Below are 14,709 nucleotides of genomic sequence, written 5' to 3' on the forward strand. Positions count from 1 at the left end.
CCACGAGAACGGGAGATCAGTTGGTCGACTCGGAATTCATCGAAACACCCACCGAAGAACCCTCTCGCTGGTAGATTCGAAGTCTGCCGTCGGTAATCGCGAACGCGGACTTGAGCGTCGGCGGAATCGTCTCGGCCTTGCCGATGACGAGGTAGCCGTCGGCCCGAAGCGATCGGCCGATGGTCTCGAGCATCGACTGCTTGTACGCGTTGTCGATGTAGATAAACAGGTTTCGGCAGATCACGAGGTCGAACCCGGACTTCGCCTCGCCGTTGATGAGGTCGTGTCGCTCGAACGTGATCGGCCGGGCGACGGACTCACACACCCGGTAGGTTTCGTTCGACGGGTCGTGGTCGACGTACCGGTGGTAGTCGTTCAAAAACTCGAGCTGGTCGCCGAGGTCGACCGTCCTGGACTCGGTATACGTCCGTTCGCGCGCGGTTTCGAGGGCCGGTTCGCTGATGTCGGTCGCGAGGATGTGGATCGACGATTCGTCGATCTTGTCGTCGTCGTGGGCGAGCATCGACAGCGAGTACGGTTCGCGGCCGTCGGCACACGCGGCGCTCCAGATGTGTACGCTCTCGTGGTGCTCGGTCAGCGTCCGGAGCACGTCGCGAATCCCCTCCCAGACGTCGGGGTTGCGAAAGAAGCCGGTGACGTTGATGCTCAGCGAGTCGAGCAGCGCCCGCTGTTCGTCCGTCTCCGACCGCAGCAACTCGAAGTACTCCTCGTAGCTGTCACTGCCGGTTCGGCGCATCCGCGAGGAAACCCGCCGGTCGAGGTAACTCGTGTTGTAGTGGCTCGTCGCGAAAGCCAGCTCCGCCTCGACGTACTCGAGGAGGCGTTCGAACGCCGGGTCGGTGCTCACAACTCGGTCACTCCGTGCTCACCGTTGGCCGTCCGAACGATAAGTGTGCCGGTGCCGGGAGTGAATTCAACCGTCCGACCGTGTTTCCCGCCGACGTCCTCGGCGATCAGGGGGACGCCGAGTTTCTCGAGTTCGACCTTCGCGGCGTCGACGTTTCGCTGGCCGACGCCGTCACCGAAGCTCTCGAACTGGAACATGTCGCTCCCGCCGGCGATCTTGGCCTCGACGGAGGTGTAGCTGGCACCGCGTTCGACCATCCGTCGCAGGAGGGCCCGGATGGCCGTGTCGGCGTACTTCCCGGGCTTGACGTCGCTATTGTCGGCAGTGTCACCGTCCGGGAGCATGACGTGTGCAAGGCCGCCGATGTCGGAGTCCGGATCGTACAGCGCGACGGCGAGACACGAACCCAGTCCGTAGGATTTCAGCGTGTCCTCGCCCTCGCTGACGACGAGTTCCGAGATACCGACCTGCACCGGTTCGGGGACCCCTGGTTCGGTTCCGTACGTCTTCATTCTACGTCTCCGAATTCGGCCGTCGTCGGCGTCTCCTCGATGCGGTCGACGTCGAGGTCGTTCAGCGCGCGTTCCAGGTCACGCTCGTCGGGGATGGCGTAGATGTCACAGTCGAACTCGCGCCCGTCGGCCATCACCTGGGTGTCGAAGACGAACGCGAACTCCTGGTTCTCGCCCAACTGGATGATGACGGGGTCGATGGCGGCGGCGCCGATGTCGTGGATGAACTCCGGCGGCGAGTGATCGATCGTCGTGTCGAGGACGTTCGCCCAGCCGTCCAGGAAGCCACTGGCCATGATGTTCCCGAGTTCCGTGATGGCGCTTCGCTCCATCTCGCCGAATCCTTCCTCGTCGTCGGTCTCCATCGGCACCATCGCGTCGACGATCTCGTGTGCAGACTCCTCGTCGAACAGGAACAGGAGGTACCCACTCGGCGTGCCGTCGAACTCGAAGGCGACCCCGACGAGACGCTCGTTCGGGACGGACGCGGGAATAGCCTCGAGCGAGACGAAGTTCAGGCGTCGAATCTCGACGCTCGTCTCGATGCCGGTGAGCGTCGTCGCCGTCTTCGCTACCTCCTCGGCGCCCTGCTCGGCCATCCGGTCGAAGCCGTCGAGTTTGTCGTACTCGATCCCGTCGCTGGTGCGCAGTCGCTCGAGCAGGCTCGCCATGGAGTCGCGAGCGGGGAACAGGTAGTGGCTAAAACTGAGTTCGGTGCCGACGGCGTTGATGTGACTCTGGAAGAGTAGGGCCATGTCCCCCTCGCCAGGAGCCTCGTCGATGTCGCCGAAGAAGGGCTCGGCGGTCGCCCCCTCGATGAACTGCGGCGTCGAGACGTCGATCACGGTCTCGAGCACGTCGGCCCAGCCGTCGATGAACCCGCTGTTCATCACCTGGCCGACCTCGGTGGCGGCGCTCATGCTCATCTCGTCGAACTCCTCGACGTCGGCCTCGGCGATCAGCATCTCGACGATGCGGAGCGCGCTGTTGCGATCGAAGACGACGACCGAGTGACCGTCGAGGCCGCCGCTGAGTTTGACGCGAATTCCGACCTTCTCGGTGCCGTCCTCGAAGTCGTGGCGAATCTCCTCGCCGCGCATGAAGTTGAGCTTCGTGACGCCGACTTGTGTCTCGACGCCGGTCATCTTCGTCAGCCGACCGGCCGCCAGCCCGGCGCCCTCACGGGCCATCCGGTAGAACGTACCGAGGGCGTTGACGTCGAGTTTCATGCGGGGTGCACATCGATGCCGTTGACCATCTCGACGAACTCCTCGAGTTCCGGGAAGGCGTAGATTTCGGCCTCGATCTGGTAGCTCGGCACCGAGAGATCGGAGTCGAAGAAGAGCGCGAGGTCGTCCCCGCCAAGCCCGGCCGTTCGAACCACGATGTCGCCGGCCGGCGCGTAGACGAGTTGTGGGGCGGCGATGTCGATCGCGCGCCCGAGCACGTCGGCCCAGCCGTCGATGAACCCGCTGGCCATCATGTTGCCCATCTCCTCGACGGCGCTTCGGGCCATCTTCCCGGAGACGTTCGACATGTCGTCGACGACGTCCCGAAGCATGATCGCGGTGATCTTCTTCGCGCTCGCCTCGGGGAAGAGGATGAGGATGTGACCGTGTGGCGGGTCGAGCAACCGGACCCGGACGCCGACGCGCTTGCCCGGCTCGAGCTGGCTCTGGATGTCGTCGACGTCGATGAAGTTCGTCTTCGTGACCTCCATCTGGGCGTCTTCGCCGGTCAGTTTGCTCATGTTGTCGGCGACGCCGTTCGTTCCGACCTTCGCCATTTCGTTGATAAAGCTCAGCTTCCGAATGTCGACCATCATCGTCATAGATTAGGTACCTCCGTGTGCGTTGTCGAGTTCGTTCTCGTGTCCGTCATCGGTGTCTCCGTCGAGTGGGGGTTCTCGCCCGACCGTCCGTCACTCTCGATATGGATGTGGGTGTGCATGCTCATAGTGTATTGACGTCGAGGATCGTAACCACTTCCCCCCGACCGCGAACTGTCGCCCCACTCAAACCCGGAAGCCCACTCATGAACCCCTCGAACGGCTTGATGACGACCTCCTGTTGCCCGTGGACGACGTCGCAGTGAAGGGCGACCGATCGGACGTCGTCCCGAATTCGGATCACCATTCCGTCGTCGAGGTCGGACGACTCCGGCGTCTCGAGTCGCTCGGCGAGTTCCACGACGGGAACGGACGAGTCGCCCGAGGGAATCACCGGATTGCCGTCGACCGTCTCGACGATTCGCGCGTCGTCGATGTCCTGGACGGCCTTGATCGGGACGCCGAACTCCTCGCCGCCGATCTCGAAGAACAGGACGTCGGCGATGGCGACCGTCACGGGGAGTTCCATCGTGATCGTCGTCCCCTCGCCGGGGTCGCTGTCGACGGAGACAGTGCCGTCGAGATCTTCGATCGTCCGCTTGACGACGTCCATCCCGACGCCACGGCCGCTCACGTCCGTCACTTCCGTTGCCGTCGAGAGGCCGGGGTGGAACACCAGGTCGTAGACCTCCTCGTCGTCCAGGTCCGCGGCCTCCTCGGCTGCCAGGACGTCGGCGTCGACCGCCGCCTCGCGTAACTCCTCGGCGTCGAGGCCGCGACCGTCGTCGTGAATCCGAATCTTCACGCGGTCGCGGGCTCGTTCGGCCGTGAGTCGGACCGTCCCCTCGCGGGGTTTTCCGGCCTCTTCGCGGACCGACGGCGCCTCGATACCGTGGTCGACCGCGTTTCGAACCAGGTGGATCAGTGGGTCGCCGATCCGGTCGAGGATACTGCGGTCGAGTTCGACCGACTCGCCCTCGGTCTCGAAGGCGACCGCCTTGTCCTGGTCGCGCGCGATGTCCCGAACCGTCCGGGGCAATCGGTTGGCGACCGTCTCGAGGGGGACCAGTCGGACGTCCATCACCGTCTCCTGGAGTTCGGCCGTGATGTCGTCCAGGTCGTCGAGTTCGCGACGCAGCGTTTTCGGGTCGTCGTCCTGCTCGATGGTGTGACGGAGGCGGACACGAGCGGTGACGAGCCCCTCGACGAGGTTGAGGAGCGTGTCGACCTGATCGATGTCGACGCGAATCGACTGCGCCTGGTCGGCGTTGGATTCCGAATCCGCCTCCTCGTCCGTTTCGGGCACGCCAACGTCAGGAATCGGCATCGCCGGAGCGTCCTCGTAGACGCGATCCGATTCCTCGCCGGTAGCGCTCCCGGCGTCTCTGTTTTCTGCAGCGCCGAACGCAGCGGCGCTCGACGCGTCTGCGCCGGCCGCGAGGCCGTCCCCTGGAGCGGAATCGACGGCATCAATGTCGAGGTCGTCCGCGTCCTCGAAGTCGTCGACACCGCCAGCATTCTCGAATTCGGCACCACCGAACGAGTCGCCCGCGGCGGCCGTTTCGTCGAGTTCGTCGAACTCATCGGCGGAACCGTCGTCCAGTACGGGAGCCTCGAGTCCAGCGTCGTCCTCGAACGCGTACGCGTCGTCCGCGTCGTCCGCGTCGAACGCCGTCGGTGCCGGCTGGTCGTCGACGAACGCGGTATCGTCCGGCGTCTCGAGGTCCCCGTCCAGGTCGTGGTCGTGGTCTTCATCGACGTCCACGTCGAGCGCCGACTCGTCGAACGAGGCGTCCTGTTCGTCCTCGAGTGCCGGGTCGTCGACCGGATCGAAGCCGAAGTCGACCGCGAAGTCGTCTGCGGCCTCGTCCCGGTTGGGCGTCTCGAGGTTCAGGTCGTCTTCGAGGTCCAGGTCGTCTTCGAGGTCCAGATCATCGTCATCGAGAGCAACGCCCTCGACGTCCAGGTTCGCTCCCTGATCGTCGGCAACGGAATCGGCGTCGGAATCCAATTCGAAATCGGCCGCCTCATCGTCGGTTTCACCGAAGTCGACGCCGTCGAGGGCGGCAACGTCATCCTCCTCGAGTTCGTCGGCCCCCTCGGCGTCCGTCGTTCGCGGTTCGAGCGAGTCGGCGCCGGACGCCTCGGCGGCTTGCTCCGCGGGACTGTCGTCCAGGTCCGGGTCCAGGTCCGCGTCGTCGAACGCGAACGCCTCGAAGTCGTCGTCAGTTGGGACGATCGAGTCGTCAGTTGGGACGATCGAGTCGTCGGCGTCAGCCGGTGTCGAATCCGTCTCCGCCTCTGTATCCGCATCCGCATCCGATTCTGCACCCGCATCCGACGACAGCTCCAACGGAGCGTCGTCCAGGTCGGACGACTCGGCGGCTGTCACCTCGCTATCGACGTGCGTACCTTCCACGCCCTCGGCGTCGCTCTCGAGGTTCACGTCGTCAAATTCGTCGTCGAACTCGTCATCGAACTCGTCGTTAAACTCGGCCCCGAACTCGTCTTCGACCTCGAGGAAACTGTTGTCGTCGACGTCGACGTCGTCGCCGAGCAGCTCGTCCATGTCGACCTCGTCGTCACTGTCGTACTCGTCGAACTCGAGTTCCTCGAGTTCGTCCTGGAGTTCGTCGAAGCCGACCATCTCGACCTCGTTTTTGAGTTCGGCGAACACCGCGCTGGCGTCGTCGGCGTCGCCAGCGTCGGCCACGTCTTCGCTATCGTCTACACCGCCACCGCTCGCGGATTCCGCATCCGATGGCTCGGCGGCGATTGCCCCGTCGGCAGAGACCGATTCGGCCTCCGAATCGTCGGTGTCCCCTTCCAGTGAGGCATCCGCCGACGTCGACTCGCCGAGCAAGTCGTCGAACGACCCTGCATCACCCATCGCGTCGAACGCATCGAGGTCCTCGCCCTCGACCTCCTCGACCATCGCGTCCAGGTCGTCGAACTCGTCGAACTCGTCGAGCAGTTCGTCGACCGAGAGGTTCTGTGCGTCGTTCGAGGACAGGTCCTCGACGGGATCGTCTGCGGCAAGCGCCTCGTCGGGTTCACTGGCTGGGGACGGATCGCTGCTCGACGCGAACCGATCGGTCACCTCGACGATCTCGAACGCCTCGACGGCGTCGACCGGCTCGAGGGCCGCGCTAATCGCGTCCTTGCCAACGGCACTTCCGAATACGGCGTCGAATCCAGCGCCGTACTCGGCGTTTTCGATCGCTTCACGCGAAGGATCGGTGCCGACGAGATCGAACGCGTCGACGAGCGCCTCGACGACGAGTTGACCGTTGTTGACTCCCTCGCCGTCGGTGATCGCGAGTCGAACGAGAAACGCGTCGTGGTCGGCGTCTTTCGGGGGCTCGAATCGGGCCAGGATGCCGTCGATTTCGGCCTTCGTTGGCGCCGAAACGTCCCCGCTCGTCCTCGCCCTCGTCGTCGAATCGTCCAGAAAACTTCGGAGCGTCTCGATCTTCGCCGCCGGATCGCGATCGATTTCGCCGTTCGGGGGCGCTTCGTCGAGCATCGCCTCGAGTTCGTCGACGCCGTCGAAGATGGCATCCATGACCTCGGGCGTGATCTCGAGGGCGTCCCGTCGGACGGCATCGAGGAGGTCCTCGATGGCGTGTGCGAGGTCGCTCGCGCGGGCGAGCCCCATCGCGCCGCAGTTCCCCTTGAGGGTGTGTGCGGTCCGAAAGATGGCCTCCATCGCATCGTCGTCGTCCGGTTCTCGCTCTAGTGTGAGCAGAGAGTTGTTCAGTTCCGTGATCTGTTCGTCGCTCTCCTGGGTAAAGTCCGTCCAGTACTCACTCATCGGTCTCACCGTCCGTGACGAACGCGTCGACGATCCGATCGACGAGCGCCGACGCGGGAACGACCTCGTCGACGCGACCCGTCCGGATCGCCTGCTGTGGGATACCGAAGACGGGGCTCGTCGCCTCGTCCTGGGCGATGGTGTGGCCGCCGGCGTCGGCGATGGCCTCGATGCCCACGGCACCGTCCCGACCCATTCCGGTCAGGACGACGCCACAGAGTGGATCGACCACGCGCTGTGCGGCGGTCTCCATCGTCACGTCGATCGCCGGGCGGACCCCGTGAACGCGCTCGCCGTCGTCGAGGCGAACGCGGAGCGATCCGTTGACGTTGTTCACGACCCGGAGATGCTGGCCGCCTCTGGCGATGGCGACGTCGCCGGCGTCGATCCGGTCGCCGTCGCTCGCCTCGAACACGTCGTAGACACTGATGGTGTCCAGGCGAGCGGCGAGTCGCCGGGTGAAATCCGCCGGCATGTGCTGGACGATCAGCACCTTTGCCTCGAGATCGGCCGGCAGGTGCGCTAGCAGTTGCTCGATGATCTTCGGGCCGCCGGTCGACGCACCGATCACGACGGTCGGGTGGTCGAGGGACGTGCCGTCGACAGGGGTCGGCGCGTCCATCGTTGGCGGGGTAGACGGACCACGAGCGGTTAGCGTGCCCGCATTTCCAGATTCGAGAACCTCGGTGGTCCCGGTCCCGGTCCCGGTACTGGCGCGAACGCCGTTCGCCGGCTGTGTCGCGTTCACCTGCCGGCGTTCGGTCGCCGTAACCGCGGCCGTCGCGCGCGCGAGTGCCAGCGCCGATACTGGGGCCGCCGAGAGCTCGTCGACCTTCGCGACGACGGCGTCCGTGAGATGACCAAGGTTCTGCGTCCCCGTGCCGTCGGGTTTCTGGAGGACGTCGAGCGCTCCGCGTTCGAGCGCCTCGAGGGTCGCATCCGCCCCGGCCTCCGTGTGGGCACTGAGCACGAGAATCGGCGTGGGATCGTGCGTCATGATGCGCTCGACGGCTTCGATGCCGCCTATTCCCGGCATTTCGACGTCCATCGTGATCACGTCGATCGCGTCGTCCGACGCGACGGCCTCGATAGCCGCCTCGCCGGTGTCGGCGGTCCGTACATCGTACCCGGCGTTATCGAGCGCGTTACCGACGACTGTTCGCATGAACTGCGAGTCGTCGACAACGAGTACGCCCGTCATGCCGCGACGACGTCAGCCAGTGCCTTCCGTACGCTTGGTTCCTCGAACGGCTTCGTAACGTAGCCGTCAGCACCAGCCTTTACGGCGAGTTTCATCTTCTCTCGTTGCCCGACACTCGTACACATGATGACCCGCGACCGGGGATCGAGTTTCTTGATCGCCGCGGTCGCCTTGATACCGTTACACTTCGGCATCACGATATCCATCATGACGATGTCGGGGTTCTGTTCCTTGTAGAGTTTTACCGCCTCAGCGCCGTTCGACGCCTCTCCAACGATATGGTAATCCTGCTCGAGAATCTGTCGCAGTAGATTACGCATAAAATGGGAGTCGTCTACGATGAGCACCCCTGTCGACATTCAATTGTACACCAAATTCCGATAGAGATACAACTACCATAAATGCTGTCTCTCGATTATCAGACGTGATAACCGACGGCAGCGGCCGAATTCTCCGGGTTTTCGGGCGAATACGAATAGGTCTACCGGCCGTTCGACGGCGGGTTTGTTACGCTTCGGCCCCGGCTGCTAACAAAAGCGCCGGCACGTCGAGGATTCCGGTCGCCTCGATCACGATGGTCGCCTCCGTTCGAGACGGCGTCCTGGACGCCTCGTCGGCATCTTCGTCCTCGAGGACAAACTCGTCGCTCACGACGGTCTCGTCCGCGTCCACGCCAGCATCAGCACCAGAACCCGCCGAACCGCGGCGCGAAATACGTCCCGTCGAGGAGGGCGAAGCCGAAGCGGAACCCGACTTCGACCGACTCCTCGAAAACCGCGACGATCGATCCCTGCGCCGCGTTCGCGACTCCTGGCGCGGGCGGCGCTCACGTTCGACGAGCCCGCAGACGAGCGGGTGTTCGATGACGCCGCCGGCAACCCCGGGGTCCTCGACCTCGTCGGGCTCCAGGACGTCGTCCTCGGCGATGTTGTGGACGCCGAGCACTTCGTCGACGCGAAGCGCCGCCGATTGCTGGTCGGTGGGTCGGTCGAGCACGACGAGTCGCTGTGCGGCCGGCGCCGGCCCGACGGGGAAGTGGACGCGAGGGTCGACGATTGCGGTGATCTCCCCGCGGAGGTCGACCAGGCCTTCGACGGCCGCCGGCGACCGCGGCACCCGCGTGAGGTTCGTGTCTGCCGGCGGGTCTGTGACCGTCTTCACTTCGTCGACGGGGATGGCCAGGCGGTGGTCGCCCAGTCGGACGAAGATGAATCGGACGCGTTCTTCTTCCTTGGCCTTCGTCTCGTCGGTCGTCTGTCGCTCGCTCGGGTCCTCGATACTGATCCCGAGGAGTCTGTCGGGTAACTCCGGAGCCATTGTCTGGTCGACTATCTCAGTCCACCACTAAAACGTTGCCTCTCCGAGGGGTCCCCCAGTTTGGCGGCTCGAGAAGTTTGCTCGTCGGGAGTTCACGACCACGAGCGAGAACGGGAGTGAGGGTGAGAGCACGTGCGAAAGTGAGAACGAGAGACGAAAGGGCCTTAAGTCACGGTCGACTATCCAGATGTGGACTAGGTCGGGCAGTTAGGCCCTGCTCACAACCCACGGTATGGCCTTCAGTGGGGACCGAAGCCCGCGGGCGTCCGGTCAGACCGGCCGGGGCCCCGGGAGCCAACGTGGAAGCCTCGTCCGTCGGGGACAGCGGTCGACTATGACCGTCCGCAGGGACGACTCATCGTCGTTAGCCGGCGACAGCCCATCAGGCGCGGAAGCGAGCAGTGGACCGCCGGACACCTGTCGCTCGACGGGTTGCGGGGTGGAGGAGGCAACCGGGATTCCCCCGGCCGGAACGCCGGGCAACCACGGGGTCCAACACTCATAACCGATCTTTTGCGCTGCGTCGAAGCGAGACGCAGAGTGATCGCTCTGCGTCTCGCTGTTACTCGGCAAAAGCTCGACCACAAGCACTCCTCCTTCACCTTCACTCACTGCGTTCGCTTCGAGTTAGTCGTCGCCCGATCGTTCACTGCGTTCGCTTCGAGTCAGTCGTCGCCCGATCGTTCACTGCGTTCGCTTCGGGTCAGTCGTCGGCTGCCTCGAGCGTCGCCGGATTACCGACGTGCAACCCGCCATCGAGCGTCCGAACGGGGTAGGGAATGTCGATGCCCACCTCGTCGAATCGCTCCTTGACGCTCGTGACGTACTCCGCGCGGGTGCGGACGAAGTCGGCGCGAGAGGGGTTCGCGATCCAGAACCGCGACTGGAGGCCGACGTCGGAGTCCCCGAGTTCGGTGAGTCGCACCGATGGGCCGGGCTCGTCCATGATGTCGGGATGTTTCTCGGCTTCCTCGACGATGATGTCCGTCGCCTCCTGAATGTCGTCGTCGTAGCCGATCCCGAAGAGGAACTTCAGGCGGAGCCTGTCCGCCTCGACGGGATTTTTCAGGACGCCTTCAGTGAGGACGCTGTTGGGCACCGTCAGCAGTTCGTTGTCGAAGGTTCGAACGCGGGTGACCCGCAGGCTGATGTCCTCGACGATGCCCGAATAGGTGCCGTCGTCCCACTCGATCCAGTCCCCGATACGGAACGGTTTGTCGGTGTAGATGAAGATCCCGGCAACGAAGTTCGAGATGACGTTCTGGAGCGCGAGGCCGATCGCGAGCGCGCCCGCGGCAGCGATCCCGGCCATCGACACGAGGAAGTTGCCGTAGTCGGCGGCGCCGAACGCGATGGCGACACCGAGAAAGAGGATCCCGAACCGGGTAACCACCAGCAACGGCGTCTGGGCGTGCCGATCGAGGCCGCGACGATCCATCGCCCGCCCGACGAGCGGAACGACGAGTGCCCGCCCGACGAACCAGACGAGGAGCAGCGTCACCAGGAAGACCAGGCCACTCTCGAGGGTCGCCGCGAGCGTCTCGTCGACCCAGGAGAGTCGGTCGAGTTGCTGACCGATCGGGCCGAGGCCACCCTGTAGCACCGTTCCCGTTCCGACCCCGCCCCCACTCATCGATGGATTACTGCCGTGTGCCCTCGCGTGTCGATCAACCGGCCGTTGACCCGCTCGGCGAGGTCGGCGGCCTTCTCCTCCGTGGAACTGCCTGCTCGTGCTGCCCGAAGGAACTTGACCTTGACGAGGTTCTCGTTCGCGAGCTGATCGTTGAGTTCGTCGACTACCGCGTCGACGCCGCTCTTTCCGACCCAGACGGTGACGTCGAGGTCGTGTGCGCGACGCTTGAGTTCCTGCTCGTGATCGTTCATGGACCGCCCTATGTGCGCGGGCACTTTCAATGTCGCGAAACGCGAAACGGCCGAGCGACCGTCACTCGTACGGATAGCGCGCCTGACTCCCGCAATCGCAGGTGACGACGACGTGGCCGTCGCGCAGGCGAACGCGGGCGTTCTTCCCCGGGCGGAGGTAGGCGTCGCAGGCGTCGCAGGTGAAGCGCTTGAATCGTCGTGGGAGTTCGAGCCGATTTCGTTCGGCGATTCGACGAGCGAGCCTGACGTAGGCGCTCGCACGCTCGTCGTCGCCGTCGGCGGCGGCCGCTCGAGCGAGGGCGTGGAGGCGCTCGATTCGCTCGGCAGCGACGCTCATCGTCGGTTCGTTCGGTCGTCGCCTGTAACTAGGTACCGAAATCCAGCGGCCTCGGACGGGACGGCGACCTCGAGTGTGTCAGACGACGCACCGACGTGTCGATGCCGCAATACTGTTATACGGCTCCCGGTGAACTACTTGTGAGAACAGACCGTGATTCCCAGTGGGACAGCGACCGCCGACGGCGGAGACGCGACCGCGATGGACCGACGCTCCCTGCTCGCCGCGACCGCTGCCGGCTGCTCGCTGTCGCTGAGTGGCTGCGTCCGCGAGCTTCGAAGCGCCGTCAACCGGGATCGACTCGAACCGCTCTCGGTGACGATCACGACCCAACCGGCCGACGGCGACCGGCAATCGATTCGACTCAGCCGGGAGATCGCCGCAAACCTCGAGGCCGTCGGGATCGACGTCCACGTCGAGCTCCGGTCGCCCCAGGAACTTCGCCGACAGGTCCTGGTCAACCACGATTTCGACCTGGTGGTCGATCGCCACCCCGGCGGCACGGATCCCGATTTCCTGTACGAAGCGCTCTACTCCCGGTACGCCGAGGAATCGGGCTGGCAGAACCCGTTCGGCGTCACGAACATGGCGGTCGACGACCTGCTCGAGCGCCAGCGCCGGGTCGCGGGTGCGGACCGACGCGAGGTAGTCGAGCAACTGGCGACGCTGGTCGCCCGCGAACAGCCGTTCGTCCCCATCTGTCGACCCGACGAGGTTCGGCTGGTCCGCACCAGCCGATTCGACGGCTGGCGCGCCGAGGACATCACGACGCGACTTGGCTACCTCGGGCTCGAGCCAGTCGGCGAAGGCGGACAGCTACGCGGTGCGATCATGGACGCTGCCCCGTCACAGAACGTCAATCCCCTCTCGGCGGCCTACCGGGGACCGGACCCAGTCGTCGACCTCATGTACGATCCACTCGTCATCGAACCGCCGGACGATGACGAGGTCGTGGCGTGGCTCGCCAAGGACTGGACCTGGACGGGTGGTGAGGGCGGTGGTGACGGTGACAGTAACGGTAACGATGGGGGCGACGGCAGCGATGACGGCGATGACGGCGACGGCAATACCGGCGATGGCGGCGATAGCGACGACGGCAACGACAACGACGACGGCACCCTCGAAGTCACCCTCCGCGAGCACGCCTTTCACGACGGCGAACCGGTGACGGCCGACGATGTCCGGTTCACCTACGAATTCCTCGCGGACACCTCGATGGGGACGAGCGACGTTCCGGCCCCGTCCCCGCGGTACCGGGGCCGGATCTCGGCCGTCCAGTCGGTCGACGTGCTCGACGAACGAACGCTCGAGTTTACCGTCGACGGCACCGAAGCCATCGCCGAACGAGCGCTCGTCGCACCCATCCTCCCGCGACACGTCTGGGAGTCGCGATCCGACCCGCCGAACGTTCCCGGCGTTCGCCTCGCACAGGGAACGACCAAGGCGCTCGTCGCGAACAACTTCCCGCCTATCGGCAGCGGCCCCTACCAGTACGCCGACCACGTGGATCGCCAACACCTCACGCTCGAGCGCTCCGCCGGTCACTTCACGACCCGCGAAGAGGTGGACCTGCCGGCGCCGACCGCCGAATCGTTCCGGGTCCAGATCGACCCGCGGAGCACCTCCGCCATCTCGCTTATTCGTGACGGCGACTCCGACGTGACGATTTCGCCGCTCGAGGCGTACGTCCTGGACGACGTCGAATCCGACGACGACGTCGAGCGGATCGAGTCGGAGACGGCGGCGTTCTACCACCTCGGGTTCAACGTCCGGCGTGCGCCGTTCGGCGACCCGTACTTCCGTCGGGCGGTCGCCGGCGTGATCGACGAGGCGTGGCTCGCCGAGACGGTGTTTCACGGCCACGCCGACCCGATCGCGACGCCGCTGTCCCCGGCGTGGACGCCGTCGTCGCTGGCGTTCGACGACGAGAACGGAGACCCCGTCGTCCCCTTCCACGGCTCCGACGGAAATCTCGACGTCGACGCCGCTCGAGCGGCGTTCGAGGACGCGGGGTACCACTACGACGGCGACGCCCTGGTGGTGAGACAGTAATGTTCCTCCAGACGCTCACGCAGGTGGTCGTCGTCGTCGCTGCCATGATCGTCGTCTCGACAGCGGCGTTCGCGGGTCGGCAGCGACTGGTCGAAACCGCTCGGGACTGGCGCCGGCGGGTGGCGGGGATCCTCCCGATCGTGCTCGTCCTCGTGTCCGTGTTGTTGTTCAACAGCGTCGCCAGGGACCTCGCCCCCGAGGTGTCCTGGATGATCGGCTGGGAACTCACCGGGATGATCTACGACATCGAGGGCGACTTCATCGTCTGGCTGCAGGCCCAGGCGACCCCCGAGGTGACGGCGTACTTCTCGTTCATCTACATCTACGGCTACGTCTTCGTCCTCGTGTTTCCGGTGATCGCCTACTTCCTGCTCCCGAACACGCGCCCGCTCCGGGAACTGCTCGCGGCGTACACCCTCAACTACACCCTCGGGCTCGTCTGCTACGTGTTCGTCATCGCCTTCGGTCCCCGGAACATGATGCCCGAACTCATCCAGGCGCTGCTGTACGACACGTACCCGCAGTACCAGCACCTCACCCGCCAGGTTAACCGCAACACCAACGTCTTCCCGTCGCTCCACGCCTCGCTCTCGACGACGGTCGCCCTGCTCGCCTACCGAACTCGCGAGGTCTACCGCGGCTGGTTCTGGCTCGCCGCCTGGCTGGCCGTCAGCGTCTCCCTCTCGACGATGTACCTGGGCATCCACTGGGCCATCGACGTGGTCGCGGGCATCGGCCTCGCCTGGCTCGCCGTCGAGCTCTCGACGCACCTCGTGGGCCGCTGGTCGGTTTACGACGGACTCGAACGTCGTGGGTTGTGGAATCGGAGCCCCTGAGCGACTTCAGGGGAACGGGCCAGAGGAACGACTTCAGGGGAACGGGTCAGAGGAACGACT

Annotated in this window: 13 protein-coding genes and 1 other RNA gene; 3 read left to right on the forward strand and 11 right to left on the reverse strand. The window is 65.0% G+C overall.

The window, feature by feature from the left end:
• Nucleotides 1-16 precede the first annotated feature (16 nt).
• The 8 genes from NGM15_RS11530 to NGM15_RS11565 all read right to left on the reverse strand — a co-directional run bounded on the left by NGM15_RS11530 (nucleotide 17) and on the right by NGM15_RS11565 (nucleotide 9,540).
• Nucleotides 17-868 carry a CheR family methyltransferase gene (locus tag NGM15_RS11530; protein WP_253430976.1) on the reverse strand — a complete coding sequence of 284 codons (852 nt, stop codon included), beginning with the start codon at nucleotides 866-868 and terminating at the stop codon, nucleotides 17-19.
• Nucleotides 865-1,380 (reverse strand): chemotaxis protein CheD, encoded by a 516-nt coding sequence (locus NGM15_RS11535; RefSeq protein WP_253430979.1) that lies wholly within the window; start codon nucleotides 1,378-1,380, stop codon nucleotides 865-867. The genes NGM15_RS11530 and NGM15_RS11535 overlap by 4 nt, the downstream gene beginning before the upstream one ends.
• Nucleotides 1,377-2,609: a chemotaxis protein CheC gene (locus NGM15_RS11540; protein WP_253430982.1), complete on the reverse strand. Its 1,233-nt coding sequence runs from the start codon at nucleotides 2,607-2,609 to the stop codon at nucleotides 1,377-1,379. Before NGM15_RS11540 ends, NGM15_RS11535 begins: the two co-directional genes overlap by 4 nt.
• Entirely contained in the window at nucleotides 2,606-3,211 is a 606-nt protein-coding gene (locus NGM15_RS11545) for a chemotaxis protein CheC (protein ID WP_253430985.1), read from the reverse strand. Before NGM15_RS11545 ends, NGM15_RS11540 begins: the two co-directional genes overlap by 4 nt.
• Before the next feature lie 121 nt (nucleotides 3,212-3,332).
• A complete protein-coding gene (locus tag NGM15_RS11550; RefSeq protein WP_253430987.1) occupies nucleotides 3,333-7,022 on the reverse strand; it encodes a chemotaxis protein CheA in 3,690 nt (1,229 codons plus the stop codon).
• A complete protein-coding gene (gene cheB / locus NGM15_RS11555) occupies nucleotides 7,015-8,223 on the reverse strand; it encodes a chemotaxis-specific protein-glutamate methyltransferase CheB (RefSeq protein WP_253430989.1) in 1,209 nt (402 codons plus the stop codon). Before cheB ends, NGM15_RS11550 begins: the two co-directional genes overlap by 8 nt.
• Nucleotides 8,220-8,582 carry a chemotaxis protein CheY gene (gene cheY, locus NGM15_RS11560; protein ID WP_253430991.1) on the reverse strand — a complete coding sequence of 121 codons (363 nt, stop codon included), beginning with the start codon at nucleotides 8,580-8,582 and terminating at the stop codon, nucleotides 8,220-8,222. Before cheY ends, cheB begins: the two co-directional genes overlap by 4 nt.
• A gap of 148 nt (nucleotides 8,583-8,730) precedes the next feature.
• Entirely contained in the window at nucleotides 8,731-9,540 is an 810-nt protein-coding gene (locus NGM15_RS11565; protein WP_253430993.1) for a chemotaxis protein CheW, read from the reverse strand.
• 188 nt (nucleotides 9,541-9,728) lie between these two features.
• On the opposite strand from NGM15_RS11565, the gene ffs reads away from it, so the two are divergent.
• An RNA gene (gene ffs / locus NGM15_RS11570) (signal recognition particle sRNA) lies at nucleotides 9,729-10,038 on the forward strand.
• Nucleotides 10,039-10,243: 205 nt separating this feature from the next.
• Here ffs and NGM15_RS11575 read toward each other — a convergent pair.
• The 3 genes from NGM15_RS11575 to NGM15_RS11585 form a co-directional block, all read right to left on the reverse strand.
• On the reverse strand, nucleotides 10,244-11,173 hold the full coding sequence (locus NGM15_RS11575) for a mechanosensitive ion channel family protein (RefSeq protein ID WP_253430995.1): 930 nt from the start codon (nucleotides 11,171-11,173) through the stop codon (nucleotides 10,244-10,246).
• Complete coding sequence (locus NGM15_RS11580) at nucleotides 11,170-11,424, reverse strand: YhbY family RNA-binding protein (protein ID WP_253430997.1); 255 nt, start codon at nucleotides 11,422-11,424, stop codon at nucleotides 11,170-11,172. Before NGM15_RS11580 ends, NGM15_RS11575 begins: the two co-directional genes overlap by 4 nt.
• Before the next feature lie 61 nt (nucleotides 11,425-11,485).
• The gene (locus NGM15_RS11585; RefSeq protein WP_253430999.1) at nucleotides 11,486-11,761 is read right to left on the reverse strand and encodes a ribonuclease P protein component 4; all 276 of its coding nucleotides are present in this window, start codon (nucleotides 11,759-11,761) and stop codon (nucleotides 11,486-11,488) included.
• Between the two features lie 201 nt (nucleotides 11,762-11,962).
• Here NGM15_RS11585 and NGM15_RS11590 point away from each other — a divergent pair, with 201 nt between their 5' ends.
• Nucleotides 11,963-13,813, forward strand: a complete 1,851-nt coding sequence (locus NGM15_RS11590; RefSeq protein WP_253431000.1) for an ABC transporter substrate-binding protein — start codon at nucleotides 11,963-11,965, stop codon at nucleotides 13,811-13,813.
• On the forward strand, nucleotides 13,813-14,649 hold the full coding sequence (locus tag NGM15_RS11595; RefSeq protein ID WP_253431002.1) for a phosphatase PAP2 family protein: 837 nt from the start codon (nucleotides 13,813-13,815) through the stop codon (nucleotides 14,647-14,649). The genes NGM15_RS11590 and NGM15_RS11595 overlap by 1 nt, the downstream gene beginning before the upstream one ends.
• The last annotated feature ends 60 nt before the right edge of the window (nucleotides 14,650-14,709 follow it).

Origin of the sequence: Natronosalvus halobius (genome assembly GCF_024138145.1) — an archaeon.
GTDB lineage: Archaea > Halobacteriota > Halobacteria > Halobacteriales > Natrialbaceae > Natronosalvus > Natronosalvus halobius.

Coding starts and splice junctions, on each gene's coding strand:
- NGM15_RS11535 (WP_253430979.1), bottom strand. CDS start 1,380: ATGAAGACGTACGGAACCGAACCAGGGGTCCCCGAACCGGTGCAGGTC.
- NGM15_RS11540 (WP_253430982.1), bottom strand. CDS start 2,609: ATGAAACTCGACGTCAACGCCCTCGGTACGTTCTACCGGATGGCCCGT.
- NGM15_RS11545 (WP_253430985.1), bottom strand. CDS start 3,211: ATGACGATGATGGTCGACATTCGGAAGCTGAGCTTTATCAACGAAATG.
- NGM15_RS11550 (WP_253430987.1), bottom strand. CDS start 7,022: ATGAGTGAGTACTGGACGGACTTTACCCAGGAGAGCGACGAACAGATC.
- cheB (WP_253430989.1), bottom strand. CDS start 8,223: ATGACGGGCGTACTCGTTGTCGACGACTCGCAGTTCATGCGAACAGTC.
- cheY (WP_253430991.1), bottom strand. CDS start 8,582: ATGTCGACAGGGGTGCTCATCGTAGACGACTCCCATTTTATGCGTAAT.
- NGM15_RS11565 (WP_253430993.1), bottom strand. CDS start 9,540: ATGGCTCCGGAGTTACCCGACAGACTCCTCGGGATCAGTATCGAGGAC.
- NGM15_RS11575 (WP_253430995.1), bottom strand. CDS start 11,173: ATGAGTGGGGGCGGGGTCGGAACGGGAACGGTGCTACAGGGTGGCCTC.
- NGM15_RS11580 (WP_253430997.1), bottom strand. CDS start 11,424: ATGAACGATCACGAGCAGGAACTCAAGCGTCGCGCACACGACCTCGAC.
- NGM15_RS11585 (WP_253430999.1), bottom strand. CDS start 11,761: ATGAGCGTCGCTGCCGAGCGAATCGAGCGCCTCCACGCCCTCGCTCGA.
- NGM15_RS11590 (WP_253431000.1), top strand. CDS start 11,963: ATGGACCGACGCTCCCTGCTCGCCGCGACCGCTGCCGGCTGCTCGCTG.
- NGM15_RS11595 (WP_253431002.1), top strand. CDS start 13,813: ATGTTCCTCCAGACGCTCACGCAGGTGGTCGTCGTCGTCGCTGCCATG.